This is a genomic window from Caballeronia sp. ATUFL_F1_KS39, assembly GCF_023630985.1.
Taxonomy (GTDB): Bacteria; Pseudomonadota; Gammaproteobacteria; order Burkholderiales; family Burkholderiaceae; genus Caballeronia; species Caballeronia zhejiangensis.
Genome location: NZ_JALQDZ010000017.1, coordinates 84,664 through 110,907, shown reverse-complemented (window position 1 = coordinate 110,907; position 26,244 = coordinate 84,664). Strand labels below are relative to the sequence as shown.

The 26,244-nt window shown below is 63.8% G+C and carries 22 protein-coding genes; 13 read left to right on the top strand and 9 right to left on the bottom strand.

From position 1 onward, the window contains the following. Window positions 1-1,441: 1,441 nt before the first annotated feature. From NCR93_RS10610 to NCR93_RS10600, 3 genes are read right to left on the bottom strand one after another with little or no spacing between them, the layout of a single operon-like run. Window positions 1,442-2,182: an SDR family oxidoreductase gene (locus NCR93_RS10610; RefSeq protein ID WP_175980406.1), complete on the bottom strand. Its 741-nt coding sequence runs from the start codon at window positions 2,180-2,182 to the stop codon at window positions 1,442-1,444. Beyond that, window positions 2,179-3,495 (bottom strand): FAD-binding oxidoreductase, encoded by a 1,317-nt coding sequence (locus NCR93_RS10605; RefSeq protein WP_034474344.1) that lies wholly within the window; start codon window positions 3,493-3,495, stop codon window positions 2,179-2,181. The genes NCR93_RS10610 and NCR93_RS10605 overlap by 4 nt, the downstream gene beginning before the upstream one ends. Window positions 3,496-3,498: 3 nt before the next feature. Beyond that, window positions 3,499-4,920: a UbiA family prenyltransferase gene (locus tag NCR93_RS10600; RefSeq protein WP_008342552.1), complete on the bottom strand. Its 1,422-nt coding sequence runs from the start codon at window positions 4,918-4,920 to the stop codon at window positions 3,499-3,501. Between the two features lie 193 nt (window positions 4,921-5,113). Between NCR93_RS10600 and NCR93_RS10595 the strand changes: the two genes are divergently transcribed. From NCR93_RS10595 to NCR93_RS10570, 6 genes are all read left to right on the top strand, one after another. Next, window positions 5,114-5,512, top strand: coding sequence for a GtrA family protein (locus tag NCR93_RS10595; protein ID WP_034474346.1), 399 nt, complete (start codon window positions 5,114-5,116; stop codon window positions 5,510-5,512). Between the two features lie 117 nt (window positions 5,513-5,629). Next, window positions 5,630-6,454: a glycosyltransferase family 2 protein gene (locus NCR93_RS10590; protein ID WP_175980405.1), complete on the top strand. Its 825-nt coding sequence runs from the start codon at window positions 5,630-5,632 to the stop codon at window positions 6,452-6,454. Then, window positions 6,451-7,422, top strand: a complete 972-nt coding sequence (locus NCR93_RS10585; protein WP_175980404.1) for a UDP-glucose 4-epimerase family protein — start codon at window positions 6,451-6,453, stop codon at window positions 7,420-7,422. Before NCR93_RS10590 ends, NCR93_RS10585 begins: the two co-directional genes overlap by 4 nt. 191 nt (window positions 7,423-7,613) lie before the next feature. Next, window positions 7,614-8,639, top strand: a complete 1,026-nt coding sequence (locus tag NCR93_RS10580) for an MraY family glycosyltransferase (protein ID WP_051996840.1) — start codon at window positions 7,614-7,616, stop codon at window positions 8,637-8,639. Window positions 8,640-8,651: 12 nt separating this feature from the next. Further along, window positions 8,652-10,547, top strand: a complete 1,896-nt coding sequence (locus NCR93_RS10575; RefSeq protein WP_175980403.1) for a polysaccharide biosynthesis protein — start codon at window positions 8,652-8,654, stop codon at window positions 10,545-10,547. 17 nt (window positions 10,548-10,564) lie between these two features. Further along, window positions 10,565-11,671: a glycosyltransferase family protein gene (locus NCR93_RS10570; protein WP_175980402.1), complete on the top strand. Its 1,107-nt coding sequence runs from the start codon at window positions 10,565-10,567 to the stop codon at window positions 11,669-11,671. On the opposite strand, the gene NCR93_RS10565 is transcribed toward NCR93_RS10570, so the two are convergent. The 4 genes from NCR93_RS10565 to NCR93_RS10550 form a co-directional block, all read right to left on the bottom strand. Beyond that, window positions 11,607-12,527 carry a LysR family transcriptional regulator gene (locus NCR93_RS10565; protein WP_033537194.1) on the bottom strand — a complete coding sequence of 307 codons (921 nt, stop codon included), beginning with the start codon at window positions 12,525-12,527 and terminating at the stop codon, window positions 11,607-11,609. The genes NCR93_RS10570 and NCR93_RS10565 overlap by 65 nt on opposite strands. A 111-nt stretch (window positions 12,528-12,638) precedes the next feature. Beyond that, complete coding sequence (locus NCR93_RS10560) at window positions 12,639-13,226, bottom strand: phosphatase PAP2 family protein (protein ID WP_034472792.1); 588 nt, start codon at window positions 13,224-13,226, stop codon at window positions 12,639-12,641. A gap of 30 nt (window positions 13,227-13,256) precedes the next feature. Continuing rightward, entirely contained in the window at window positions 13,257-14,315 is a 1,059-nt protein-coding gene (locus NCR93_RS10555; protein WP_034472789.1) for a GlxA family transcriptional regulator, read from the bottom strand. Window positions 14,316-14,504: 189 nt separating this feature from the next. Continuing rightward, window positions 14,505-14,957 (bottom strand): GDP-mannose mannosyl hydrolase, encoded by a 453-nt coding sequence (locus NCR93_RS10550; protein WP_034472787.1) that lies wholly within the window; start codon window positions 14,955-14,957, stop codon window positions 14,505-14,507. A 785-nt stretch (window positions 14,958-15,742) separates the two neighbouring features. Here NCR93_RS10550 and NCR93_RS10545 point away from each other — a divergent pair. The 6 genes from NCR93_RS10545 (at window position 15,743) to NCR93_RS10520 (ending at window position 23,724) form a co-directional block, all read left to right on the top strand. Next, entirely contained in the window at window positions 15,743-15,988 is a 246-nt protein-coding gene (locus tag NCR93_RS10545) for a hypothetical protein (RefSeq protein ID WP_175980401.1), read from the top strand. Between the two features lie 49 nt (window positions 15,989-16,037). After that, a complete protein-coding gene (locus NCR93_RS10540; RefSeq protein ID WP_175980400.1) occupies window positions 16,038-17,036 on the top strand; it encodes a GlxA family transcriptional regulator in 999 nt (332 codons plus the stop codon). Between the two features lie 143 nt (window positions 17,037-17,179). Continuing rightward, on the top strand, window positions 17,180-18,709 hold the full coding sequence (locus NCR93_RS10535; RefSeq protein WP_502799848.1) for a mannose-1-phosphate guanylyltransferase/mannose-6-phosphate isomerase: 1,530 nt from the start codon (window positions 17,180-17,182) through the stop codon (window positions 18,707-18,709). Window positions 18,710-18,821: 112 nt separating this feature from the next. Next, window positions 18,822-20,201 carry an undecaprenyl-phosphate glucose phosphotransferase gene (locus NCR93_RS10530; RefSeq protein WP_008342527.1) on the top strand — a complete coding sequence of 460 codons (1,380 nt, stop codon included), beginning with the start codon at window positions 18,822-18,824 and terminating at the stop codon, window positions 20,199-20,201. Between the two features lie 50 nt (window positions 20,202-20,251). Then, on the top strand, window positions 20,252-21,406 hold the full coding sequence (locus NCR93_RS10525; protein ID WP_008342525.1) for a polysaccharide biosynthesis/export family protein: 1,155 nt from the start codon (window positions 20,252-20,254) through the stop codon (window positions 21,404-21,406). Between the two features lie 86 nt (window positions 21,407-21,492). Then, window positions 21,493-23,724, top strand: coding sequence for a polysaccharide biosynthesis tyrosine autokinase (locus NCR93_RS10520; protein ID WP_175980399.1), 2,232 nt, complete (start codon window positions 21,493-21,495; stop codon window positions 23,722-23,724). An 11-nt stretch (window positions 23,725-23,735) separates the two neighbouring features. Here the strand turns inward: NCR93_RS10520 and NCR93_RS10515 are convergent, their stop codons facing one another. Next, a complete protein-coding gene (locus NCR93_RS10515) occupies window positions 23,736-24,026 on the bottom strand; it encodes a hypothetical protein (RefSeq protein ID WP_008342521.1) in 291 nt (96 codons plus the stop codon). A gap of 97 nt (window positions 24,027-24,123) precedes the next feature. Between NCR93_RS10515 and NCR93_RS10510 the strand changes: the two genes are divergently transcribed. Then, window positions 24,124-24,582: a hypothetical protein gene (locus tag NCR93_RS10510; RefSeq protein ID WP_034472777.1), complete on the top strand. Its 459-nt coding sequence runs from the start codon at window positions 24,124-24,126 to the stop codon at window positions 24,580-24,582. Window positions 24,583-24,593: 11 nt separating this feature from the next. On the opposite strand, the gene NCR93_RS10505 is transcribed toward NCR93_RS10510, so the two are convergent. Beyond that, complete coding sequence (locus NCR93_RS10505) at window positions 24,594-26,015, bottom strand: hypothetical protein (RefSeq protein WP_241814162.1); 1,422 nt, start codon at window positions 26,013-26,015, stop codon at window positions 24,594-24,596. Between the last annotated feature and the right edge of the window lie 229 nt (window positions 26,016-26,244).

The following is a 26,244-nucleotide window of genomic DNA, read 5'->3' as shown; positions in this document are numbered from 1 at the left end:
ATGCCTGGGCGTGCGGTCAATTCGCTGTTGAAATATTGGTATCGCGGCACGTGCTCAAAATACGTTCTGCCGAATATGGGACGATTAAGGCCGCGCTTTGCTTAGACGGGACAAATAGCAAGCGAATCCCAATATTCTTGGAGACTGCAATCGTGAGTGAAGTCTCACTGGCGTCTGTCTCCCGACCGTGCGCAATCACTCCACGCTCGTAAAACTCGGATACGAATGAACCTGGCGGAGCGCGGATTCATATATGCCCGTGGCTCTGAAAGGAAGTTGGTTTGCTGTTGAACGCATGCGCAGAAATGAACGGCAGTCCCGATAGGACTGCAAGGGCGCATCGATTGAAGCTAAGCTAATTCGACGAACGGTAACGGAACGATCAGCAGACTTGTCAACAACGTCGGTTAGGATGACCGCTCGTAGACGTCCTCAATCTTCCGTTGTATCGAACAATCTTTGCAACGCAAATGAGCCGACTGTCTAGCGTCACTCAATTTTCCTCGGTTTGCGAAAAAACATCGTATCTTCCGACGACTCAGTCCTTAAATAGTGTTTCAATCCGATTGCTACTTATGCACTAGCGTTAAATGTATTTTGTTGCATGCTCGTGCAACCACTTTAGCTTTGTGTAGGGCTTGCACCTTTATTTCTGGCTTTTTTGGTCGCGGCGCTACGAGCTTACTTCGAACTCGGATACCTATGAAGTTAGGGAGAGTCGATGTGCGGCTAATTCCTAGAGTTGGGGTTGGGGTTGGGGTTGGAGTTGGCGTTGGGGTGAGCAACTTTAGACAAAGCCCGCGTCAACAATGCGATTCGTGGCTCAAAAAAAATCGCATAGATTGAACGCGAGCGACGAAGATTAGGTAGAGGCGCACATGGGAAAAGTGGTGTGCCATGGCTTCTCGAATATAATCAAAATCAAGAACGCCACGACGAAAAGACCTTGCAAGTTTTTACCTTCTTGTGTGCGGGCCCATATTTTATTCGGATCACTGATTCGCGTTCGAGCGTTTAAAACTGGAGCGTTCGAGTTTAAGGCGCCGAGAGTTCTTGAAAATGGTTGCTGAACTTCGCACTTAAAATACATGCGAGTTGCCTTTGCACCTGTTCTCGCGCTCCCCACCGTCGCGAACGTCCCAGCGCGGGGCCTCGAGACACGCGTCGACGCTCCCTAGCGATTCTCTTCCCCAGTGCTGTTCAACAACGGCCATGGCGGCCTGAAATTCATACGAGACAACAAAATAGATCGTCGACTGTAAGTCACAAAGTACACATTACGGCGCCACTCTGTCACGGCGTATCTGATGATGGGAGTCGGCAGTGCCGTGACTCCGCAAGTGGAGTTTGACTCCAACCACATCTTCGGCAACATATATCGGCGCTCTTGGTGGCTTGGGGGTCTGCGGAGTGTCAACTATCGCGCTGAAACTGCGCCTACTTAAAGCGACGCGCGCTTAAACACGAACCGCGGCACGTTCCGGATGATCAGCATAATCCCCCACCAGAACCACGGCGTATAAAGCACGTCCTTCTTCCTGTCGATTCCGCGCACGATATCCTTCGCGACCTTCTCCGGCGTGGCGACGAGCGGGCCGGGCAACGGCAGCCCCGCAGTCATCGGCGTGGCGACGAAGCCGGGTTTGATATCGACGACATGCACGCCGACCTTGAACAACCGCGCGCGCAAGCCTTCGAGAAACGCCTGCAACGCGGCCTTCGCGCTGCCATAAAGATAATTCGACGGACGCCCGCGATCGCCCGCCACCGACGAGATCACCGCGAGCGCCCCGTGCCGCTGCGCGTCGAGCCGATTGGCGATCGGCGTGATGAGCGCAATCAGCGAAAGCGCATTGGTATGAAACTCGCGCACCGCGACGGCGGGATCGCTCTGGCAGGCCGCCTGGTCCGGCAGCGTGCCCGACGCAATCAGCACGATATCGATCGAATCCATGTGCGCGGCGCAGTCAGCGAGCATCGCGGCGTGATCGTCGAGCTTGTCGATATCGAGCCGATACACGGCGACCGAAGCCGCCCCCCGCGCCGTCAAATCGGCGGCGACCTGCTCCATGCGTTCCTGATTGCGCGCGACGAGAAAGAAGCGCGCGCCTTTCGCGGCCCATTCTCGCGCGCAGGCGATGGCGATAGCGGACGTGGCGCCCACGATGACGATGTTCTTCATAGGCCAGTCATTCGTTTCCAGAAATGCGACAGCATGGCCGGATCGCGAAGCGATTCGAGCGCCTGCCATCGGGGATAAGCGGCGCGGAAATCGGCGCCCGACATGTGCGCGTCCTTGGCCGGATAGATGCGTCCGCCGGCATCGCGCACGATCGCGTCGAGCGCGTCGAAGAGCTGCGAATTACGCAATTCATGCTGCGGAAAGTCGAGCGCGAGCGAGGTGCCTTCCATCGGAAACGACAGCAGCCCCGGCGACGGAATGTTCCCGCAGCGCTTGAGCACCGCGAGAAACGAACCCGTGCCGCTCGATGAAATGCGATCGAGCATCGCGCGCACCGCATCGCGCGCGCTCGCTGCCGGCACGACGCACTGATACTGCTGAAACCCCTGCGGCCCGTAGATGCGGTTCCATTCGAGCAGACTGTCGAGCGGATAGAAATAGCCGTCGTAACCGACGCGCGAAAGCTCGATCGCGCGTCGCTGCTTCCGGTAGTACAGCTCGTTGAACGCGCGCAGCGTGAGGCCGTTGATGAGCGAAACGGGCGGCGTGAACGGCACGCGGCGCGTGTTGCGCTGTTCGACATCGAGCGAGCCGTGGATCGCGTGATCGCCCGCCATGAAGATGCCGCGCCCGAGCGCCGGTCCGCGGCTCGCGCAATCGACCCACGCGACGCAATACTCGTGCTTCGCGTCGTACTCTTCCGAGAGATCGAAGAACTCGTCGAGCTTGCCGAAGCGGATGCTCGTCACGTCGATGAGACTCGTGCGGATCGGCATCAGCGAGAACTCGGCCCACAGGATGAGTCCCGTCAGCCCGAGCCCGCCGATCGTCGCATTGAACATCTCCGTGTTCGATTCCGGCGAGCATTCGATGAACGTGCCGTCGCTGCGCGCGAGGCCGAACGCGCGCACATGCCGCCCGAACGTGCCGCGCACGTGATGATTCTTGCCGTGCACGTCGTTGGCGATCGCGCCGCCCAGCGTCAGGTACTTCGTGCCCGGCGTGACCGGCAGCATCCAGCCGCGCGGCACCGCGAGCGCGAGAATCTGCTCGAACGTGATGCCGGGCTCGGCGCGCACGATGCCGCGCGTCCAGTCGGCGGCGATGATCCGGTCGAGCGCGAGCGTCTGAAAGACGTGATTCGAACTCGCGAGGCAGACGTCGCCGTAGCTTCGGCCATTGCCGAACGCGAGCGTCGTGCCATGTTCGCGCTGCACGTCGCGCCATCGCGCCTGCGCTTCGTCGCGCCAGTGCGCGGCGTGCGCGGTCTGCGGCAGGCGCGGGTAGCGGCCCCAGGAGAGCAGTTCGCTCATCGCTCAGATCGCGAGCCAGAACGCGAAGCCGCACAGCGCGACGACGACGAGGCTCATGCGATCGCGCGCCGCGAACACGATGGGATCGTCGTTCATGCGTCCGCGATGCGTGATGACCCATGTCCGGCTGAACCAGTAGAGCATCAGCGGACACACCATCCAGATGTATTGCGGATGCCGGTAAAGCACGGTGGTGCGTTCGTCCTGGATATAGAGCGCGAGCACGAGCACCGAGATGTAACCCGACGACGTTCCCAGCGACGACACGATGGCCAGATCGCTCGCCAGATAACCTCGCCCGCGCGCGCCTTCGCGCCCGGACTTCATCATCGCGTGAAGCTCGGTGTAGCGCTTGACGAGCGCGAGGCTCAGGAACGCGAACATCGAGAAAGCTAGCAGCCAGAACGTGAGCGGGACATGGATCGCCGCGGCGCCCGCGACGATGCGCGTCGTGTACAGCGCGGCAAGCACGACGACGTCGATCATCACCTGACGCTTGAGCGCGAGCGAATAGGCGAGCGTCAGCACGTAGTAGCCGAGCAGGACCGCGTTGAATTTCCACGACAAGAACGTGAGCGAGATCGAGAACGCGGCGGCGAGCAGAACAGGGCAGAGCGCCATGCCCCATGCGAGCGGCATCGTGCCGGCGGCGAGCGGGCGCCGGCGCTTCACCGGATGCTGCCGGTCGTCCTGCAAGTCGAGCAGATCGTTTAGCAGATACACGCTCGATGCACACAGCCCGAACGCGAAGAACGCAATCACGGCGGACTCGATGGCCGCCGGCGACTTCAGCTGATGCCCTGCGAGCAGCGGCACGAAGATCAGCACGTTTTTCAGCCACTGATGCAGCCGCAGGGACTTGGCCCAGACCTTGAGCGTCGGCGGGCGATTCTCGAAGACCTGTTCGACGTTGTCGTGCTTCGATGCGGCGCGCACGACGCCCGCGTGCGGATTGACCACGTACGCGCGATCGGCGGCGGCCCAGACGGACATGTCATCGTGCGAATTGCCGACGTAATCGAAGCCCTTCTCGCCGTACTCGGCGACGAGCCGGTCGCGCTTGCGATGCGCGGAAAGGTTGACGCGCTCGTCGGTGGCGAACACGCGATCGAAGATGCCGAGATGCTCCGCGATGCGATGCGCGAACGATTCATGGCTCGCGGTGGCGAGCGCGATCGTGCGGCCCCCGGCGCGCATGTCCTTCAGCCAGTTCACGACCTGCGTGTTGTAGGGCAGCGTCGCGACATCGATGCTCACGTGCTCGGCGAGCCGCGACTTGAGCACGGACTTGCCGCCGCTGGAAAGCCACAGCAGCGGCTTGAAGAATTTCTGCGGTGAGGATCTCAGGAAGGCGAATCCGCTCTCGACGAGAATGTCGGAGTGAATCAACGTGCCATCGAGATCGACGACGATGGGCTTGCTCATTCAATTCACGTTGAGATGATTGCTTAAGCCCACGACCGGGCGGAACCGGGCCTGGCCGTCTTCTCAGCGACGGCTTCGGCACCGGCTTTGTCGAGTTTTCCAGGCACATCGTATATGGTGTCGATTTTTCCGCCAAGCAACGTGTGACGTAGCGCCGGAAAAACGCCGAACCACCGAACCATGTTCTGAACACATGCAACTCGCGCTGCTCTACACCTTTTTCGCCGCCATCGCGACGCTTGCCAACATCGGCGCGCAGGATCTGACTACGCGCATCTATAGCGGCCCCTGGCATGTTTTGCTGTCGGTGTTCGTCGGCACGGGCGTCGGTCTCGTCGTGAAATATCTGCTCGACAAGAAATGGATCTTCCGCTTCAAGGCGGAGAATGCGCGTCACGACGCGACCATGTTCACGCTCTACGTCACGATGGGCCTCGTCACCACAGCGATTTTCTGGGGCGTCGAATTCGGCTTCAATCACGTCTTCGGAACGGCCGAAATGCGCTACGTCGGCGGCTGCATCGGTCTCGCGATCGGTTATGTGATCAAGTACCGCCTCGACAAGCGCTACGTGTTTCGCACGTTCGCCTGACGCGACGCCCCGCCGCCCGCGGTTGCCGAAACCTCCGACATTAAGGACAATCTTGGCGTCTTCCACCCGTCGATGCGGTCCGTTTTCCTTTCGTGGCGCGGACGCCCCATTTGTCCGATGAACGCGAACGCCCCGCCGATCACTCTCAGCATTTCCATCGTCGTCTACCGGCCCGATGCCGCGTTGCTCGCGCGCACCGTCGAAACGCTGGAATCCGCGCTCGCCCAACTGCACGATGTCGCCGGGCGCCCGTGCCTGTATCTGATCGACAACGGCAATCCGGGCGAGCTCGCCGACCTGCCGGCGCCCGCGGATGCCGAATTCGACACCGTCGTGCTCAAAGGGCACGGCAATGTCGGTTATGGACGCGGCCACAATCTCGCCATCGAGCGCGCGAACAGCCGCTTCCATCTGATTCTCAATCCCGACGTCGAACTCAATGCCGATGGCCTGCGCCGCGCGCTCGCCTTTCTGCACGGCTCGCCGGAAACCGGTCTGCTCGCGCCCTGGATCGGCGGCGACGATGGCCGTCAGCAGTTTCTTTGCCGCCGCTATCCGACCGTGCTCGACCTTTTCGTGCGCGGCTTTCTGCCGTCGGCGCTGCGCAAGCCGTTCGCGGGGCGCCTCGCGCGCTACGAAATGCGCGATGTCATCGGCGACAGCAATATCGTGTGGGATCCGCCGATCGTGAGCGGCTGCTTCATGCTCTTCAGAACCGATGTGCTCAAGTCGCTCGGCGGCTTCGATCCGCGCTATTTCCTCTATTTCGAGGACTACGACCTGAGCCTGCGCACGCGCCGCGTCGCGCGCATCGCCTATGTGCCGTCGGTGCGAATCCTGCATCACGGCGGCGGCGCGGCGAAGAAAGGCTCGGTGCACATCAAGCTGTTCGTCACGTCGGCGTACCGGTTCTTCAACCGTTTCGGCTGGAAATGGCTATGAGCGAATCCGGCCGACGCATCGCGATAACCGGCGCCAACGGCTTCGTCGGCCGCGCGGTGAGCCGTGCGCTCGCGGCGCGCGGGATCGGCGCGACAGGGCTCGTGCGGCGCGACGCGCAGTGCGAACCGGGCGTCGACGTGCGCCATATCGACGGCCTCGATTCGATCGCGCCCGAAGCCTTTGCCGGTTGCGACGCAGTGATCCATCTTGCGGCGCGCGTCCACGTAATGGCCGACGCCGCCGCCCAATCGCAGGCCGTGTTGAAGGCGTATCGGGCGGTCAACGTCGACGGCACGCTCGCCGCCGCCGAATCCGCGCGGCGAGCGGGCGTGACGCGCTTTGTCATGATGAGCAGCGTCAAGGCGCTCGGCGAAAGCGATCCGGGCCGCCCGTTCAGCGAAGACGACGCGCGCAATCCGCCCGATGCCTACGGCGTGTCGAAAGCCGAAGCCGAAGTGAAACTGCTCGAATTCGGCAGCCGCACCGGGCTGGAAATCGCCATCGTGCGGCCGCCGCTCGTCTACGGCCCCGGCGTGCGCGCCAATTTCCTGGCGATGATGAACGCGATCGCGCGCGGCATCCCGTTGCCGCTCGGCGCGATCGATGCGCGCCGCAGCCTCGTCTCCGTCGACAATCTCGCGAGCGCGACGATCGAATGCGCGCTCCATCCGGCTGCGGCGGGCCGCCTGTTCCATGTCACGGACGGCGACGACCCGAGCGTCGCCGAACTCGCGCGCAAGCTCGGCCAACATCTCGGCAAACCGGCGCGGCTCGTGCCGGTGCCGGTGGGACTCTTGCGCGGCGTCGGGCGTCTGACGGGCAAGACCGCGCAGATCGATCGGCTGACCGGCAGCCTGCGCCTCGATTCGAGCCGCATCCGCGAGACGCTCGGCTGGCAAGCGCCGCAATCGCTCGACGAAGGCCTCGCCGCCACGGCCGCGTGGTTTCGCTCGACACGCGCGCAATAAACGGTTCTCGCGATCGGAAACGTCTGTCGCGAACGTTAAAATATGCGCGGCTTCGATATCGGCGCGATTTTCGTTATCCGTCAGTTATTTACGACTCATTCCGGCGACCGTTCGCGTATCCTTGCGGGTTTGCCCGGGATAAAAGTCGCCGGGACGATCGGGGCTTCGTTTTCGACAACTCATAACAACGCATGCTGCATTCGTATTTCCAAGCTTCGCCGCCGCTGGCCGCGATGTCGGTCGCGGTATTGGCGTTCGCCGCCTGCGCGCTGATTCTGCGGACGCTCATCCGCACGGGCCTCGCGTGGCGCCTCGCCACCGATATCCCCAACGAGCGTTCGCTGCACGAACGGCCCACGCCGCGCGTCGGCGGCTGGGGCATCGTGCCGGTCGCCGTCGTCGCGCTTCTCGTCGCGGCCCCGTCGATGTGGCTCGTCGCGGCATGCGCGGTCTTCCTCGCGGCCGTCTCGCAGATCGACGACCGCCGCGGTTTGCCCGCGCGCGTGCGCTTCGCGGCGCATATCGTCGCGGTGACGCTCGTGATCGTCGCGCATCCGGCGAACGCGCCGTGGTGGGCGCTCGCATTCGTCGGCTTTCTGATGCTGTGGCTCGTCAATCTCTACAACTTCATGGACGGCTCCGACGGGCTCGCCGGCGGCATGGCGCTGTTCGGATTCGGCGGCTACGCGCTCGCGGCGCTCGCCGGACCCGCGCCGCAAGCCGATCTCGGCCTGGCGAGCGCGGCGATCGCCGGAGCGGCGGCCGGTTTCCTGACCCTCAATTTCCATCCGGCTCGGATTTTTCTCGGCGATGCCGGGTCTATTCCGTTGGGATTTCTGGCAGGCGCGCTCGGGTTCTGGGGCTGGCAACGGGGCGCGTGGCCCGTCTGGTTTCCGGCGCTCGTGTTTTCGCCTTTCATCGCGGATGCCACGGTCACGTTGCTGCGACGCCTCGCGCGCGGTGAAAAATTTTGGCAGGCGCATCGAGAGCATTACTATCAGCGCATGGTGCGCCTCGGAATGGGGCACGCGCGCACCGCGCTCACGTGGTATCTGCTCATGCTGGCGGGCATGATCCTCGCGAACTGGGCGCTGTGGTTTTCCGTCACGGGGCAGTGGGCGGCGGTTGCTGGCTGGGCAGTCGTGGTTGTGGCAGCGGGCGCGGTCGTCGACGCGCAGTGGCGTCGTCATGAAACGCGCCATACCGGACAATCTTGAGGGTCCATGCTGATGAATCGAATAAAAGCTACATGGCTATCGGCGGGGGCGTTCGGCTTTGATCTCGTGGCCGTCGTCGGAGCCTGGGTCGTCGCTTACCTGCTGCGCTTCAACGGTAGCGTGCCGCATGATTTCCGCGATGGCGCGCTGCACGCGCTCTTGTGGGTCGTGCCGGTCTATGCCATCGTCTTTCGCGTCTTCGGGCTGTATCGCGGCATGTGGGTGTTCGCGAGCCTGCCGGACCTGATGCGTATCTCCAAATCGATCGTCGTGGGCGCGCTCGTCGTGATGGTGGGCGCGGTGATGTCGCAGCCGACGCCGATCATCCCGCGCTCGGTGCTCATCGTCTCGCCGCTTCTGCTGTTTCTCGCGATGGGCGGCGCGCGCGCGCTTTATCGCGCGGGCAAGGAGTTCTATCTGTACGGCGGTCTGGTCGGCCAGGGCAAGCCCGTGATCGTGCTCGGCGCGGGCACGGCGGGCGCGATGCTCGCCCGCGAGCTTGCGCGCTCCAGCGAATGGCGTCTCGTCGGCCTGCTCGACGACGATCCCGCCAAGCAGGGCCGCGAAGTGCTCGGCCACAAGGTCCTCGGCGGGTTCAGCGACCTCTCCCGATTCGCGGAGCAGTACAAGACCGACTACGTGATCATCGCGATTCCTTCGGCGTCGGTCGAGGAGCAGCGGCGCGTCGCCACGTTGTGCGTGCGCGCCGGCGTCAAGGTGATGGTGCTGCCCGCGCTCACGCCGCTCACCGAAGGCGGCAACTTCCTGTCGCGCGTGCGGCAGATCGACCTCGAAGACTTGCTCGGCCGCGAGCCGGTGAAGATCGACATGCCGCACGTCGAGCAACTGCTCCACGGGCGCGTCGTGATGGTGACGGGCGGCGGCGGCTCCATCGGCTCGGAACTGTGCCGTCAGATTCTGCGTTTCTCGCCCGCGCAGCTCATCGCCTACGACCTCTCCGAATATGCGATGTATCGCCTCATCGAGGAACTGCACGAGAAGTTTCCGGAGTGCTCGGTGATTCCGGTCGTCGGCGACGCGAAGGATTCGCTGCTGCTCGATCAGACGATGGCGCGCTTCACGCCGCACATCGTTTTCCATGCGGCGGCCTACAAGCACGTCCCGCTGATGGAAGAGCAGAACGCGTGGCAGGCCGTGCGCAACAACGTGCTCGGCACGCTGCGCGTCGCGCGCGCGGCGATTCGCCACAACGTGCGCCATTTCGTGCTGATCTCCACCGACAAGGCCGTCAACCCGACCAACGTGATGGGCGCCTCCAAGCGTCTCGCCGAGATGGCCTGTCAGGCGCTGCAGCAATCCGCGCCGCGCACGCAGTTCGAGACGGTGCGCTTCGGCAACGTGCTCGGCAGCGCGGGCAGCGTGATCCCGAAATTTCAGCAGCAGATTGCGAAGGGCGGTCCTGTCACGGTCACGCATCCGGAAATCACGCGCTTCTTCATGACGATTCCGGAAGCCGCGCAACTCGTGCTGCAGGCGTCGAGCATGGGGCGCGGCGGCGAGATCTTCATTCTCGACATGGGCCAGCCCGTGAGAATCGTCGATCTCGCGCGCGACCTCATCCGTCTCTATGGCTTCACGGAAGAGCAGATCCGCATCACGTTTACTGGGCTGCGTCCGGGCGAAAAGCTCTACGAAGAACTGCTCGCCGACGACGAAACCACCACGCGCACGCCGCATCCGAAGCTGCGCATCGCGCAGGCGCGCGGCGTGCCGGACGATTTCATCGACGAATTGCTGCCCTGGCTGATGCAGCATCGCGTGCTCTCCGACGAAGAAGTGCGCCGCGATCTGCGCCGCTGGGTGCCCGAGTATCAGACGGCGACGATGCCCGTGCTGCAAAGCGTGCCCGTCGCGAAGGCGGCGAACGAACGCGGCGCGGCCGGCTGACCGCAACGGGGTCACGCATGACGACGCTCGACGAAGTTCATGCGCTGACCCACGCGGGATCGCTGTTATCGCTAAGCGGCGAGATCGTCGCGCCTTACGATCTCGAAGTCGCGCACGCCGATGCATCCGCGTTCTCCGCGCTGCCCGCCACCATCCTGAACGCGGGCCGCGAACCCTTCGACGCCGACTATGCGCGCGAGCGCCGCGTGCATCTCGTCAACGCGTTCGGCGTCACGCTCGGCGATTCGATCATCGGGCTTACGGCGCTCTCCGCCGTCAAGCGCCTTTATCCGTATCTTCGGTTCACGATCTATCGGCCGGCGCGCGCGCCGCGCTACGTGCAGCGTCTTTACGAGCTTGCCGCGCCGCGTCTCGCCGATATCGTCGGTCTGCCGGTGCCGCTCGCGAGCCTGCCTGCCGATGAACCGAAGATCGACGTCGGCAATCAGCTTTTCTGGCCGCGCTTCGCCTCGATGCCGATGATCGACTTCTTCCTTTGGGCGATGGGCATCGCGCCTTCGACCATCGCCGCCGCCGACAAGCGCAATCGCTGGCTCGCCGATGTGCCGCTCAAGCCGATCGCAAACGAGCCTTACGCGCTGTTCTGCCCGAACGCGAGCACGCCGGTGCGCAGCATTCCGGCGTCGATGCGCGCGCGTATCGTCGCGCGTCTCGCGGATGAAACCGGCCTGCCGGTGATGGGTTTCGGGCCCGTCGACGATCCGCGTTATCGCGATATCGCGCCGTTTTGCATCGACACGGACGATTTCCTTGCGTGGATCGGGCGCGCGCGCTATCTCGTCACGGCGGATACGGCGGCGCTACACGCCGGCGCGGGATTCGACGTGCCGACGACTGCGTTCTTCACGACGATCCCCGCCAACATGCGCGCGCGCGATTATGCGAACTGCGTCAAGGTGGAATTCAGCTTGCCGCATCTGGAGGGCGTGCACGCGAGCGCGCGGCCCGCTGATCTGCGCGCGCTCGAGCGCGCCTATCGCGATTACGACTGGCGCGCGATGCCGTTCGCGGATGCATCGCCGCAAACGACGCCCGCGTTCAGTTTCCCTTGCTCACCTGAAACGACGGCAGGCGCGCATACAACTCCGCAACCCAGTCGATGAACACGCGCACGCGCCTCGGCTGATGCCGGTTGGCCGCATACAGCACCGACACCACGCGCGGATACGACGGATATTCCCGTAGCACTTCCTTCAACGCGCCGCTTCTGACGAGCGGATCGAGCGTATAGCTCGAGCTTTGAATCAGCCCGAGCCCGTTGGCGCCCGCCGCGATATACGAATCGCCGTCGTTCACGGCGATCTTGTGCTTCATCGCGATGGTGCGCGTTTCGCCATCGACGACGAATTCCCAGTTGCGCACGCGTCCCGAATTGTTCAGCACATAGCCGACGGCGAGATGCTGCTCGAGGTCATCGAGCGACGTCGGCTCGCCGTGCTTTTCGATGTATCCCGGCGACGCGCAAGTGATCTGCGTATACGCGCCGATGCGTTTCGCGACCAACCCGACATCGCCCACCGCGCCCACGCGCACGACACAATCGACCGCTTCCTCGACGAGATCGACTTGCCGGTCCGTCAGCACCAGTTCGACGCCGATATCCGGATACGCGGCGAAGAATTCCGGCAGCGCGGGAATGATCGTGTTCTTCGCCATCACTTGCGGCAGGCTGACTTTCACATTGCCCTTGGGACTCAGCTTGGAATGCGACAGCGACGCTTCCATGTCGTCCACTTCGCCGAGCACGCGCACGCAGCGCTCGTAATAGGCTTCGCCGTCTTCGGTGATGCTGATGCTGCGCGTCGTGCGATTGATGAGGCGCGCACCGAGATGCGCTTCGAGCGCCTGAAGCGTGCGCGAGACGCTCGCGGGCGGCAGGCGCAGGGCATCGGCTGCCTTGGAGAAACTGCCCGCCTCGACGACTCGCGCGAAGACTTTCATTGCAAGGAAGCGGTCCATGCTCGATCCCGGAAACGTGATCGCGCGCCTCGATGGGCGCGCGAGAGAAAAGAGCCTGCGATCATACTGAAGTTCGTCAGCCCATGCGCTGCGAGTGAACTGACGCGAAGCTCAGAGCCCGAGTCCCTGACAGAGCCGCCACGAATAGTGCTCGATCATCCGCTGGAACGGCGCGTGATGGCCGTAGGCGATCGACGAAACCGCCAGCAGCGCGCAACCCGCGACGAGCGCGCGCGGCATCTTGCGCGGCGTTTCGAAGACGCGCATGAGGAAGAGGGCGGCGATGACCGCGCCGAGCACCCAGCCCGCGACGACTTCGGCGGGCGTGTGCGCGTCCTGCATGATGCGGCTCGCGCCGATGGCCGCCGCGAGCGCGAGTCCGCCCGCCGCGCCCAGCCGATGCCAGCTTCCGCCGAATGCGCCGAACAGCAAGCCGCCGGCGACGGTGTAGATCGACGCGGCGAGCATCGTGTGTCCGCTGATCATGCGCAACTGGATCGCGGCGATCTCGACGCCGCAGCCGGCATAGAGAATCTTCGACAGACCGACGAGCCCCATGCCGATCGCGAGCATCACGGCCCAGCGCACCGCGAGGCGCACGTCGACCGTGCGCAGCCACAGCGCGCAGACGAGCGCGAGTGGCAGCAGAAAGGCCGCGTCGCCGAGATTCGAAAGCGTCCAGAGTACCTTTGATTCCATGCGTATTTGTTCTAGGCCGGCTCCGGACGTTTACGAACCGTCGCCCTGTTTTCGGCGGCCTGCCATCCGGTATTCGGTCGGCGAGATCGAGAGCCGCTTGCGGAAGATTTTCGCGAGGCCGTCGCCGCTGCCCGCGCCGCAGCGCCGCGCGATCTTGTCGACCGGCAGATCGGTCGCGGCCAGCAACATGCAGCTCGCATCGAGCCGCGCGCGCAACAGGTATTCCGACGGCGTCAGCCCGATCTGCGCCTTGAAGCGGCGCAGGAAATTGCGCTCGCTCATCGCGGCGACGCGCGCCGCATCGGTGATCGAGATCGGCCGCACGTAGTTCTCGCGGATCCAGCGCGCGGCGGCGTCGATCTTCTGGCGCACGCTGCCGGCTTCGGTATCGTCGAGCACGGTGGCGAGCTTCTGCCACGCGCCCGGAATGGAGCGCTCCGATACTTCACGCGCGAGCGCCGCGCCGTGATCGCGCTTGATGATCGACAGCGCCGCCGCGATCGGCCCTTTGGGATCGTCGAGCGTGAGCGTTTGTTCCGCGATGAAAAGCGGATTCGACAACGCCGGCGCAAGCGCGCGGCCTTGCGGCTCGCCGGCGAAATCGAGCGTGCGGTTCTGCACGTCGAGATTGGCCGCGGCGAGAATCTGCGCGCCTTCGCCGATCGCCTTGATGAACGGAATCTTCGGCGCCACGCGCGCGAGGCGCTTGCGCAGCGCGGCATCGTTACGCGCATGACGCGCGCCCACGCCGCCCGCGATGAACAGCGCGTCGCATTCGTTCATCCAGCGCGTTTCGAGACTCTCGGTCCAGATCCGCATCGAGCAACTGCTCGCCACGCTGCCGCCATCGCTCGACAGAAACATCAGCGAATAATTCGGCGCCTGCGCGCGTGCGTTGGCGTCGGCGGGCAGATGCACCTGATTCGCGACCGAGAAGACCTCGGAGATCGAGCTGACTTCGACGAGCGAAAAGTCCTCGAAGATCAGAATGCCGATTCGCTTCGCCGCGCTGGTCATATCGGCGGACGGCACGTCGGGCGCGACCGCGCGCACGACCTGAAGCCGGCCCGTACCATTGGCGTACACCATCGACTTCTCCCTGTGCGAACCGCGGCAGGCGTCGTGTCCGGCCGGGGTTCGATCGATGCAGGAACGTAAGTAGCGGGAAAGTGAGCTTACATGGGCGCACTATACGCGGCGCCCGGCAGCCGCCGCGCGCCGAGTCCGAAATTGACGAAGTGTTGGCAGATGATCTCGGTACGCGCCTTTTCGCGCGGATCAGCGGAAGTAGGCCTTGGTGTTTTCGTGCACGTCGTCGCGCGCGAGCAGTTCGTCGGGCATAAGCCATCGATAGTCGCTGTGCTGATCGAAGCGGCCGATCGGAACCTTGCTCGAGAGCGTCAGCGCGTAGGCGAGCACGATGTAATGCGTGCCGATGCCATCGGCGCCCGCGAAGTTGTCGTCGTAGAGATGCTCGTAGACGCCGAAGAAGCGTGCGGCCGAACGCTGCGCGCTCGCGACGCCCAACTCGTTGCTGACGATGCGCCTGTAGGCGGCATCGAGCGATTCGTCTTTTCTGATGCGGCCGCCCGGCACGAACCATGTGCCCTGCGCGGGCCGGTTGCGCCGATGCCCCACGAGGATGCGCCGGTTGCCATCGGTGACGATCAGATCGATCGCCACGAGCGGCGCGAGCCGCACGACCGTCAGGAAATCAGCGTTGCTCAGCATCGTTGCTCCGGGTTGGCTTCGGTGAGTCGTGCGTCGCGCAAACGATGCCCGCTGCGACGCCGCATGACCGTGCGTGCGCGCACGCGCGAGGGAATTTCACGACTGAAACAAGCAAGGCTGACGAGCAACGGTCAGCACATTGTCAGCGCGGGCGGCAAACCTGACCGATTTGCGTGTCCGCGCGCTGTACGAAAATTTGCGTGAAGACGATTGCGAACGTACGCGCGATTCGAGCCGCATTCAGCCGATCATTGCAAAACAAGAATTGGGCGATTCGGCAAATAGTGTCGAAGCGTGCGCCGCCGCAAAAATACTAGCCGATGGCGGACGGTGACAGCGCCCGAGTCCCGCGCGCATGCAGGTTCGACGCGATCCCGCGTCCGCTGCAATGCAGCATCTAAGTTCATATGAAAATACCGCATTATGCCTTTGAATAAAAATAAAACGGGTTAATCAAAAATCACGTTGGGGACCTCGATTGCGTTATTAGAAAATCATTGAGTATTAATGCCGAAGCCGTTCGCGGATTTTAATCGGCGTCTGAAATGCGCATTACATATCGTTCCTAAATGTAACGGCGAAACCAAAATTTTCCGATTGCAGCGGTACGAACGTCCGCTTTCGCACACATCGATGTTTCATAAATGAATCAATTCGAATGATCGGACTTGGCGGCCATCGCATCCGGCGGACCGCGCAGGGCCGTCCTGCGGAGCTTAGTGAGCAACGCTGTGTCCGATCTGGCGGCACGGGAATCAGATTGAGCTAAACCGCCGAATCAACCCTTGTATGACAAATCCGTATTTGTTTTCCATGCATTGAATGCAGGCTTTCCGGAATTTGGGGAAGGATTTCAATGTGCGCTCACCCTCATAGCGGAACAGATTCTGTGGTTTAAGCGCGAAAATCCAGAGCACAAAAAACATTGTCTGCTTATTATTCAAGCCAGCGGATCGATTCCGCCAACACTTCGTTCCAATCGGTCACGGCAACCCGGCGAAGTCCGGAAGTCCATTGATGCGCCGCAATGACCGAACAACTCTTCCGCGCCTTCCAGGAAACAAGCTGCAGAGGATGACCATGCCTTACGCCACTCTTGAACCCGCAGTCATGGGTTGGACGCCTCCCGCGTCGAACGCCTCGCAGACCGAGGTGCGCCAGGTCGCGATCCTGCTGTTCGACGGCTTTTCGCTGCTCGGCGCGGGAATCGTCGCGGAGGTCTTCCACATGGCGAACGAGCTGTCGTCGGCGAAGTCGCGGCCGGATTGCACGTACGACGTGCGGTTCCTGTCGGTCGAAGGCGGCAACGTGGCGTGCTCGTCGTCGGTGCGCGTCTGGACGGACGGTCTCGATGCGCGCCACTACGGCGGCTTCGACGCGCTTTTCGTCGCGGGCGGCCGTGGCGCGGAAGAAGCGGCGAAGGACGATCGCATCATCGAATGGCTGCGTCGCGTGCAGACCAAGACCACGATCGTGCGCGCGATTTCCGAGGGCCGCAAGGTGCTCGACGCCGCGGGCATCGGTCAGGCGCAGGACGCGCAGGCGCGCTACGGCAACGCGATGCAACTCGTGCGCGACGAGCAGCAGGGCGACGCCGGCGACCGCTACGAGTCGATGAAGGGCGCGCTTCTGATCGTGAAGCGCGATCTCGGCATCGACGTGTCGCGCAGCGTCGCCGAACGTCTGATGCCCGGTTCGGCCGCGAAGCTCGTGTCGATCCTCGGCGACAGCGGCGTGGCGTCGGCGGGCGACAAGATCCGCGCGGCGGCGCGCTGGCTGCAGGACAACTGCGAACGGCCGATTTCGGTCGTCGATGCGGCGCAGGTGGCCGCGATGAGCGAGCGCAACTTCTTGCGCCGCTTCAAGATCGAGATGGGCATCACGCCGTCCGATTATTTGCTGCAGGCGCGCCTCGCCGTGACCTGTGCGCTTCTGACGGATTCGGAACTGCCGGTCGACAAGATCGCGCGCAGAAGCGGCATGGGCAACGGCGACAGGCTCGCGAAGATTTTCCGCAAGCGCCTTCTGATCTCGCCGACGGAGTACCGAATGCAGAGCAGACGCGAGGCGAACGGCTGACCCGCGCGCTTATGTGACGTGGGCCGCTCTGAGCCCGACCATGGCGTAAAACGTCGGACCTTTGGCCGGACCCGATCGGTCCGGCACTTAATCATTTCCCGAACGGTTCGCCGTTCGGACGAACAGGCAGGCAGGAGTTCTTTATGACGAATGAAGCACGCACGGAAGGTGGGGTGAAGCAGGGAGCAGCAGGTGTGGAGGCGGGCCCGGCCATGGCGGCCGGGCCATGCCGCCGCCTCGTCCCTGTGATCCTCGCCGGCGGCTCGGGCACGCGCCTGTGGCCGATGTCGCGTGAGCAATTCCCGAAGCAGCTGATCGGCGTCGTCGGACGTGACTCGCTGCTCCAGGCGACGGTGTCGCGGCTCAAAGGCTTTGCCGGCAACTTCAAGGTCGATGGCGAGCCGATCATCGTGTGCGGCGAAGAGCATCGGTTCACGACGGAAGAACAGACGCGCGAAGCCGGCGTCGATGCACGCATCATCGTCGAGCCGGCGCGCCGCGACACCGCGCCCGCGCTCACGCTCGCGGCACTTGCCGCCGTGAGGGACGGCGAGGACGCGATCATGGTCGCGATGCCGGCGGATCACTCCATCGCCGATATTTCGGCGCTGCATCGCGCGATCGCGATCGCTGCGGAACATGCGGAGCGCGGCGTGATCGCGACGCTCGGCATTCCGCCGACGCGCCCCGACACCGGCTTCGGCTACATCCGTCTGGGCGCGGCGCTCGATGACGGCGCGCACGAGATCGACCGCTTCGTCGAAAAGCCGGCGGCGGAACTCGCGGCGCAATACGTCGCGGCGGGCACGTACTGGTGGAACAGCGGCATCTTCGTCGTGCGCGCGAGCGTGTGGCTCGCGGCGCTGCAAAAGCTCAATGCCGACATGCACGCGGCGTGCTCGGCCGCCGCGCAGGAGGGCGAGGCCGACGGCAAGTTCTTCCGCCCGCAGGCGGCGCAGTTCGGGCGCGCGCCGTCCGACTCGATCGACTATGCGGTGATGGAGCACATCGGCACGCCGACGAAGCCGTGCGACGGCGTGGTCGTGCCGCTCGTCGCGGGCTGGTCGGATCTCGGTTCGTGGGACGCCGTGTGGGACGCGATGGACAAGGACGAATCGGGCAACGTCGCGAGCGGCCGCGTCGTGTTCGAAGGCGCGACATCGAGCTATGCGCGCTCCGAAGGCGGACGGCTCGTCGCGTGTGTCGGCACGACCAACGTGATCGTCGTCGAGACGGACGACGCCGTGCTCGTCGCGGACCGTTCGCGCGTGCAGGACATCAAGGGGCTGGTTGCGCGCATCCGCGAGCAGCACGCGCCCGAAGCGGATACGCATCGCAAGGTGCGCCGCCCGTGGGGTTTCTACGATTCGATCGAGCACGGGGAGCGCTTCCAGGTCAAGCGCATCGTGGTGTCGCCGGGCTCGAAGCTGTCGCTGCAGATGCATCACCATCGCGCGGAACACTGGATCGTCGTGTGCGGCACGGCGCTCGTCACGCGCGGCGAAGAGCAGTTTCTGCTCTCCGAGAACGAATCGACGTTCATTCCGCTCGGCGTGCGGCATCGTCTGGAGAACCCGGGCAAGGTGCCGCTCGAAATCATTGAAGTGCAGTCGGGGAGCTATCTCGGCGAAGACGACATCGTGCGTTTCGACGACACCTACGGGCGCAGTTGAGCGTTCGAAGGCAGAAGACTTTCTTGCAACCGTTCACAAGAAGAAGACGGGGCTAACGCGAGGAGGAGACTGAAGGGCGGTAAAGGGCTGATTGCGTTCCGGGGAAAAAAACATGCGCGATTTACAGGGATTGCTCGCGCGCCTGTTCGACGTCTTGATGATCGTCGGCGGTGCGGCAGTGGCGTCGCAAATCAGGTTCGAGTACATCGAGGCACACACCTATTCGGTGGCGTTCGTCGCGTTCGCGGCGGCGTTCTCGCTTGCGCTCTTTCCTGGCTTCGGCGTCTACCAGTCGTGGCGCGGCCGCAGCAAGCTTCAGCTTGCGTGTCAGGTCTCGCTCGGCTGGCTCGTCGTGCAGGGCTGCGCGCTCGCGCTGATGTTCTCGCTGCATCGGCTCGACTACGTGTCGCGCCTCTGGTTCGCCTACTGGACCGCGATGTCCGGCGGCCTCATGATCGCCGGCCGTCTCATCACGCACGCGATTCTCGCGCACATGCGCAACGCGGGCCTGAACCTGCAGCAAGTGGCAATCGTCGGCTGCGGCAGACATTGCGATTCGATGCTGCGCAAGATCGAGCGTTCGCAGGACACCGGTTTTCGCATGTGCGCGGCGTTCAACGCGGCGGCGGGCAAGTCGCGTCTGAACACGCGCCTGCCCGTGTATGACGATTTCGACGCGTTCGTCGCCTTCGTGCGCGCGCAGAACGTCCATGAAGTGTGGCTCGCGTTGCCGCTGTCGGAGGAGCCCACGATCCTGCGCTTCGTGAACGAATTCCGCGACGATCTCATCAACGTGCGCTTCATCCCCGACGTGCGCAGCCTCGCGCTGTTCGAAAGCGGCGTCACCGATCTGCTCGGCCAGCCCGCGATCAATCTCGTCGCGACGCCGTTGTCGGCGTCGGCGCAGCTGCAAAAGGAAATCTTCGACCGCCTGTTCGCGCTCGGCGCGATCATCGCGGTCTCGCCGGCGCTCATCTGCATCGCGCTCGCAATCAAGCTCACTTCGCGCGGGCCGGTGTTGTTCCGGCAGAACCGCAAAGGCGCGGATGGCCGCGTCTTCACCATCTACAAGTTCCGTTCGATGCGCCTGCACACGGAACAGGCCGGAGTGCTTCGCCAGGCCACGCGCAACGATCCGCGCGTGACCCGTGTCGGAGCGTTCCTGCGCCGCACCAGCCTCGATGAGCTGCCGCAGTTCTTCAACGTTCTGCGCGGCGACATGTCGGTCGTGGGCCCGCGTCCACACGCGCTCGAACATGACGACCTGTATCAGAAGGTCGTATCGGGGTACATCCATCGTTACCGGATCAAGCCAGGCATCACCGGCTGGGCCCAGGTCAACGGTTTTCGTGGGGAAACGGATCGGATCGAAAAGATGGAAGGACGCGTCGCTCACGATTTGTACTATCTGGGTAACTGGTCGTTCGGACTCGATATGAGAATCATCGCCGCAACGATCTTCAAGGGACTACGCCACACCAACGCTTACTGATGCAGGGGACGACCATCATGCACAACCAACAACAACCGGGCACCACCTCCATGGCCGCCAACACCAACGTGTCGCGTATCTTCCGCCTCACGAGCCTGGCTGCGGCAGCTTCCGTCGCCGTGATCCTGACGGGTTGCGGGCTCTCGCCGGGCATGCACATGGAAAAGCCCGCCCAGCTCGTCGAAACGTCGAACGATCAGGGCGATCCGGCCACGACCACCAACATCCCGATCACGACCATCGACGCCGCGCTCGTGAAGAAGATGCGCGCCGCGCAGCCGTCCGTGACGGGCGATCCGAACGCCTCGCTCTACGGCAAGCCCGCGCCTTACAAGCTGGGCGTCGGCGACGTGCTGCAGATCACGGTCTGGGATCACCCGGAACTCGTCGCGGCGCTCGGCCAGCCGGCGAACCAGACGCGCACGTCGGATGCCGCGCCCGGCTTCGTCGTCGATGCCGACGGCAATCTGCAATTCCCGTACGTGAACAAGCCGCTGCACGTCGCGGGCAAGACCGAGACGCAGGTTCAGCGCGAGCTGTATGCCGAGCTGTCGAAGGTGTTCGTGAAGCCGCAGGTGACGGTGCGCGTCGCGTCGTTCCGCGCGTCGCAGGTGTATATCGACGGCGATGTCCGCACGCCGGGCGCGCAGCAGATCAACGACATTCCGATGACGCTCACCGAGGCGATCGGCCGCGCGGGCGGTTTCGCGACGACGGCGGATCAGAGCCGCGTCACGCTGATCCGCGATGGCGTCACGTATCACATCAACATGGCCGGCATGACGTCGAAGGGCCGCAGCCCGTCGGACATCATGCTCAAGCCGGGCGATGCGCTGCGTGTCGATTCGCGCGACGAAAACGGCGTCTACGTGATGGGCGAAGTGACCAAGCCGGCCACCGTCATCCCGATGCGCAACGGCAAGCTCACGCTCTCGGACGCGATCTCGCAGGCGGGCAGCTTCAACCCGGAAACGTCGAACCCGCGCGAGCTGTACGTGATCCGCAACGGCGCGACGGACCAGCCGGAGGTCTACAAGCTCGACGCGCTGTCGCCGGTGTCGATGCTGCTCGCGAACAACTTCGAGCTGCAGCCGCATGACGTCGTCTATGTCGACAACAACGGGCTCGTGCGCTTCTCGCGCGTGCTCAACCTGCTGCTGCCGGCGATCAACGCTGGTTTGACGGCGGCCGTGTTGACGAAGTAAGCATCTGGCATCAAGTGTCTGACCGGCGCGCGCGGGGCGCGCCGGAGCATCATGGTTCGACTTAAAAAATATAAGCGAGCGAGATCATGTCGATGAACTTTGATACGCGATACGTGGACGTATCGACGGGTGACGAACTGCGCCTGTCCGATTACCTGGCCGCGGCGATGCTCAACTGGAAGCTCGTGACGCTCGTCATGCTCGCCGTGATTGCGCTCGGCACCTCTTACGCGTATCTCGCGACGCCGACCTACAAGGCCGACGCGATGATCCAGGTCGACGAGCCGGCCAACACGAACAACGCGAACGCCGGCGCCAAGGCGCTGCAAGCCGCCGTTCCGCAACTCACCGAAACGAAGACTTCGACTGCCGCGCAGATCGAACTGCTGCGCTCGCGACTCGTCATCGACGATACGGTGCGGCGTCTGCATCTGGATATCGATGCCTCGCCGCGCGTGTTGCCGGTCGTGGGCAAGCTCGTCGGCAACGTGTTCGCGATGCTGAACCGGCCGATTCCGCAGGGTTATCTGTCGCGCTTCGCGTGGGGCGGCGAAGCCATCGACGTGCCGCTCTTCGACACGCCGAAGGAGCTCTACGACAGGAAGTTCACACTCGTCGCGCTCGAGCGCGGCGCTTACGAACTGCGCGATCCGAGCGGACTGGTCGTGCTGACGGGGCAGGTCGGCAAGGAAGTGTCGGGCGCGACGCCGCAAGGCCCGGTGACGCTCAAGGTCGACAAGCTCGACGGCAAGCCCGGCGTGCAGTTCGAACTGCAACGCTTCTCGACGATCACGACCATCGACCGTCTTCAGCAGCGCCTGACCGTGGCGGAGACCGCACTGCAATCGGGCATCATCGGCGTATCTCTGGAAGGTAGTAATCCGAAACAAATCGCGGCGATCGTCAACAACATCGCGAATCGTTATGTGGAGCAGGACACGCAGAAGCGTTCGGCCGAAGCGGAGCACACGCTCGCGTTTCTGGAGCAGCAACTGCCGCTCGTGAAGAAGCAGCTCGATGAAGCCGAGCAGCGCCTGAGCGCGTTTCGCAACAAGCAAGGTTCCGTCGATCTCTCCGAAGAGAGCCGCTTGCTCCTGCAGCAGATCGTCGACAACAAGACGAAGCTCTCCGATCTTCAGCAACAGCGCGCGGAACTGTCGCTGCGCTTTACGGCGAATCATCCGTCGGTGCAGGCGCTCGATGCGCAGATTGCATCGCTCACCGCCGCGCAGACGCGCCTCGGCAAGAACGTGTCGACGCTGCCCGATACCGAGCAGACCGCGCTGCGCTATACGCGCGACGTGCGCTCGAACAGCGAGCTTTACGCGAACCTGCAGAACAGCGCGCAGCAATTGCGCATCGCGAAGGCGGGGCAGGTCGGCAACGTGCGGATCGTCGATCTCGCGCAACCCGCCGACGATCCCGTGCGTCCGAAGCGCGCGCTCGTGATCCTGATCTCGGCGGGCATCGGCCTCGTGCTCGGCATCATCGCGGCGTTCGTGCGCAAGTCGCTGTGGGGCGGCGTCGAGCGTCCAGAGGACATCGAACGGCAACTGGGCACGCGCGTCTTCGCCATCGTGCCGCGCAGCACGCAGCAGCTTCGTCTGCAACGTCAGGTCGGCATGCGCCGCGAAGGCATGCACGTGCTCGCGGCGCAGGCGCCGGAGGATGCGGCCGTCGAAGGCATTCGCAGCTTGCGCACGTCGCTGCAACTGCAGCTCGGCGAAGCGCGCAACAACGTCGTGATGCTGACCGGCTCGCGGCCCGAAGCGGGCAAGTCGTTTCTGTCGGCGAATCTCGCGACGCTCGTCGCATCGACGAGAAAGCGGGTGTTGCTGATCGACGGCGACATGCGCCGCGGCGACATCCACTCGCACTTCGGCGTGCGTCACACGCCGGGCCTATCCGACGTGCTGATGGGCGCCAACGCGATGGACGTCATCGTTCACGACGTGTTGCCCGGCGTCGATCTGATTCCGAAGGGCTCGCTGCCATCGCATCCGGCGGAACTGCTCGCGAGCGATCGGCTCGGCGAAATCCTCGGCGAACTGAAGCAGCTCTACGATCTCGTCGTCATCGATACGCCGCCCGTGCTCGCCGTCACCGACGCGACCGTGATCGGCCGGCACGCGGGCACGAGCCTGCTCGTCGTGCGGCACGGCAAGAATCAGGTGCAGGAAATCGGCGAGACGATGAAGCGCCTCTATCACGGCGGCGTGCACATGAAGGGCGTGCTCCTCACCGATGTGCCGCAATCGAAGGTGCTGATGGGCAGCACCTACGCGGGCTATTACAGCTACGAGAGCATCGCGGAGTAGGTCTTCTCAGTTCAATACGGCGACTTGTAGATGTCGCGCGCACGCGCGGCATTCGACGCCGGCGCCTTCAGACCCGAAGGCGCCGGATAAAGCGTCGCCGCCGCGCTTCGCGGCATCATCATCGCTTTTGCGTCGGCCTTGCGCGTGCCCGGACGCAGCCGCGCGCCCCCCGCCGGATTGCCCACATAGCCGTTCTGTTGCGCGAGCAGCGCGTCCATCGACGGAGTATCGGCCGAATCGCCCGCATACGCGAACGACGGCGCGAAGGCCGCGATGGCCAGCCACAAAAGCGCGTGTTTCATGTGTCTCCTCCTGATCGCGCGATACCGCACGCAAATGGTTGCCGAAAGCGGGCGTCGTTATAATCGCCGTCCGACCTGATTCTTTGGCTTTCCGTCCGTGAAAAAGCTCATCGCTCTCGCAGTCGCTTCGATCGTCCTCACCGCGTGCTCGTCCGTCGAGAAGGAGCAGACGAAGGAACGCACGTTCCTGCTCTCGCAGCAATCGCTCGATACGGCGCAACGCAATGCGACCGTCGCATGCCGCGACGCGGCGCAGTGCGATGCGGCCTGGAAGCTCACGAAGACTTACGTCGAGCAGAATTCGAAGGAACGCCTGACACGCGCCGACAATGCCGCGATCGAAACCGACGTGCCTTCGGACACCGGCAAGCCGGTGTTCTCGGCGACGCGCGTCCCGAACGGCGACGGCGCGACGATCTCGCTCTTCGCGCAATGCAAGGGCATGTTCGAGGACGAGCGCGCGCGAGGCTCGGATTTCGACGACTGCGCGACGAAGATCATCTCCGTTCAAAACGGCTTCGCGCCTTATCTGCGGGCACATCTGCGCGCGCAGTGAGCGGACGGATCTTACTGCGCGGGCAGCGAACCTGACGCGCGCGGCGGATTCGCCGGACGTATCTCCGTGAGCGGCCCGTCTTGCGGATGCATGTCGGGCGGCGCGCCGTAAAAAGGCGCGCTTTGCTGCGGCGTGCGACCGGCCGCTTCGGCGGCGCGCGCGTGGATGCCATGCGCGATGCGCGCATACGACGCGACGACGAGACCCAGCGCGACACCGAACATCAGCCCCGGAAAACGCTCGCCGAGCGGATTACCGCCGATCGACGTCGCGGGCAGCGCAGCGAGCACGAAGAGCGCACGGCCGAGCACCGGCAGCCAGGGCGCATCGGGCGTGCTGTGCCGCCATGCGCGATACGCCCGCGAACCGCGCCAGAGCGCCCACAGAATGGCGATCGGCAGCGCGAGCCCGAACAGCACGCCGCCTGCGAAGAACTGATAGACCCAGAAGTCGCGGCCGGCCGCCCATTTTTTGAAGGCGTAGAAGTCCTGCTCGCTGATGTCGCCGGCAAGATCCGGCAGATACGACGGCGCGTAGCGATAGTCGTGTCCGTAGCCCATGCCGACGATCGTCGACATCGCCGACGACGTAGTCTGATCGACCTGATCCTTCATTTCCGCGAGACGCGCGATCAGCACCGGATCGCGTGCGGGCGGCGCATCCTGCACGAGCGAGAGACGCTTCATCCACGGGGCTCCGATCGTCGGAAAGAACGTGGCCGTCGCGGTAGCCATCGCGATCAGCAGCGTCAGGATCGTGGCCGCGCGCAGACCGGCGGCGAAGAACGCGCGCAGCGAAGGCGCGGCGAGCCACGTCGCATAAGCGATCAGCAGCACGGTGCCGACCAGGAGGCCCGGCGTGCCGAACAGAATCTCGATGACGATCGTCGCGAGAAAAAACAGCCCGGCCAGCTTCCCGATGCGCTGCGCGAAGACGATTTCGTGCAGCAACAGCCCTTGCAGACAAAGGAACGTGACCGGGACGACGCGAATGCTCAAGGTGTCGATGCCGCCAGGCATCGCCATGCCGAAACCGCCGCCGAACACGAGCGATGCGATCATCGACCAGACCATCGCGCGTTCGATCTGCGCAAGACGCTGCGCATCCCACGGACGGCAGCCTACGAAATAGCCGAGCAGCATCAAGAGGAACGGCAGCACGACGCGCGCGTAGTTGCCGGCGTCGTTGCCTTGCAGCCATTGGGTTGCGACGCTGCCGAAGATCGTGAGCAGAAAGAGCGCGCTGACGAACCCGCGCATGCGCGAGCGGCGCGCGAAGCGCGGCGCGATGAGCAGCATCGCGCAGGCGGCGCCCATCGATGTCACGGTGAGCAGAACATCGATGGCCTTGCTGGCCGTCTCGACGCTTCGTAAGTCGAACGCGAGCGGAAGCAGGCAAAGCCAGATCCAGACGACGGCGAACTTGTTGCGCATGACGGCCCCGGCACCCCTATTTTTTGCGTCGAATATAGCAGCGGCTCTTGTCGTGCGCGGTTGCGGCGGCGTCTTGCGACTAGTCTTCGGCGCGAAACGACGGATGCGCGTGTGCGCCGGACCACGCTTCATCGGACGCTTCGAATCGATGTCCGCAAAGCACGGCATTCTGGCGGATCGCCGCCGTTCGATGGACCGAAGATGCAATGGCCGGAAGCGGTCCGATCCG

Coding starts and splice junctions, on each gene's coding strand:
- NCR93_RS10610 (WP_175980406.1), bottom strand. CDS start 2,182: ATGAAGAACATCGTCATCGTGGGCGCCACGTCCGCTATCGCCATCGCC.
- NCR93_RS10605 (WP_034474344.1), bottom strand. CDS start 3,495: ATGAGCGAACTGCTCTCCTGGGGCCGCTACCCGCGCCTGCCGCAGACC.
- NCR93_RS10600 (WP_008342552.1), bottom strand. CDS start 4,920: ATGAGCAAGCCCATCGTCGTCGATCTCGATGGCACGTTGATTCACTCC.
- NCR93_RS10595 (WP_034474346.1), top strand. CDS start 5,114: ATGCAACTCGCGCTGCTCTACACCTTTTTCGCCGCCATCGCGACGCTT.
- NCR93_RS10590 (WP_175980405.1), top strand. CDS start 5,630: ATGAACGCGAACGCCCCGCCGATCACTCTCAGCATTTCCATCGTCGTC.
- NCR93_RS10585 (WP_175980404.1), top strand. CDS start 6,451: ATGAGCGAATCCGGCCGACGCATCGCGATAACCGGCGCCAACGGCTTC.
- NCR93_RS10580 (WP_051996840.1), top strand. CDS start 7,614: ATGCTGCATTCGTATTTCCAAGCTTCGCCGCCGCTGGCCGCGATGTCG.
- NCR93_RS10575 (WP_175980403.1), top strand. CDS start 8,652: ATGAATCGAATAAAAGCTACATGGCTATCGGCGGGGGCGTTCGGCTTT.
- NCR93_RS10570 (WP_175980402.1), top strand. CDS start 10,565: ATGACGACGCTCGACGAAGTTCATGCGCTGACCCACGCGGGATCGCTG.
- NCR93_RS10565 (WP_033537194.1), bottom strand. CDS start 12,527: ATGGACCGCTTCCTTGCAATGAAAGTCTTCGCGCGAGTCGTCGAGGCG.
- NCR93_RS10560 (WP_034472792.1), bottom strand. CDS start 13,226: ATGGAATCAAAGGTACTCTGGACGCTTTCGAATCTCGGCGACGCGGCC.
- NCR93_RS10555 (WP_034472789.1), bottom strand. CDS start 14,315: ATGGTGTACGCCAATGGTACGGGCCGGCTTCAGGTCGTGCGCGCGGTC.
- NCR93_RS10550 (WP_034472787.1), bottom strand. CDS start 14,957: ATGCTGAGCAACGCTGATTTCCTGACGGTCGTGCGGCTCGCGCCGCTC.
- NCR93_RS10540 (WP_175980400.1), top strand. CDS start 16,038: ATGCCTTACGCCACTCTTGAACCCGCAGTCATGGGTTGGACGCCTCCC.
- NCR93_RS10535 (WP_502799848.1), top strand. CDS start 17,180: ATGACGAATGAAGCACGCACGGAAGGTGGGGTGAAGCAGGGAGCAGCA.
- NCR93_RS10530 (WP_008342527.1), top strand. CDS start 18,822: ATGCGCGATTTACAGGGATTGCTCGCGCGCCTGTTCGACGTCTTGATG.
- NCR93_RS10525 (WP_008342525.1), top strand. CDS start 20,252: ATGGCCGCCAACACCAACGTGTCGCGTATCTTCCGCCTCACGAGCCTG.
- NCR93_RS10520 (WP_175980399.1), top strand. CDS start 21,493: ATGTCGATGAACTTTGATACGCGATACGTGGACGTATCGACGGGTGAC.
- NCR93_RS10515 (WP_008342521.1), bottom strand. CDS start 24,026: ATGAAACACGCGCTTTTGTGGCTGGCCATCGCGGCCTTCGCGCCGTCG.
- NCR93_RS10505 (WP_241814162.1), bottom strand. CDS start 26,015: ATGCGCAACAAGTTCGCCGTCGTCTGGATCTGGCTTTGCCTGCTTCCG.